Raw genomic sequence first — 250 nt, forward strand, 5'->3', positions numbered from 1 at the left:
TCGCACCCGCGTACCTTGAGAGCCGCATAGCGATAGGAGAGAGATGGAAGAGTTTCTCTTCCAGACTCGATTCTTTTCTGCGATTAAAACAGAGAATGATAGCAATCATTCATCCGATCCAAACAAGAAGAATTCACTTATATATGAGTGAGGAGCATCTGATCGCGAGCACAGTCAACTACTGTGCCGCGGTATGAGATACCCGAATTGCGACATACGAGCGCTATTCATGATATCGATTAATTAACTT

The organism is Collinsella sp. TF05-9AC, assembly GCF_003438495.1.
In the GTDB taxonomy this organism is placed as follows: domain Bacteria; phylum Actinomycetota; class Coriobacteriia; order Coriobacteriales; family Coriobacteriaceae; genus Collinsella.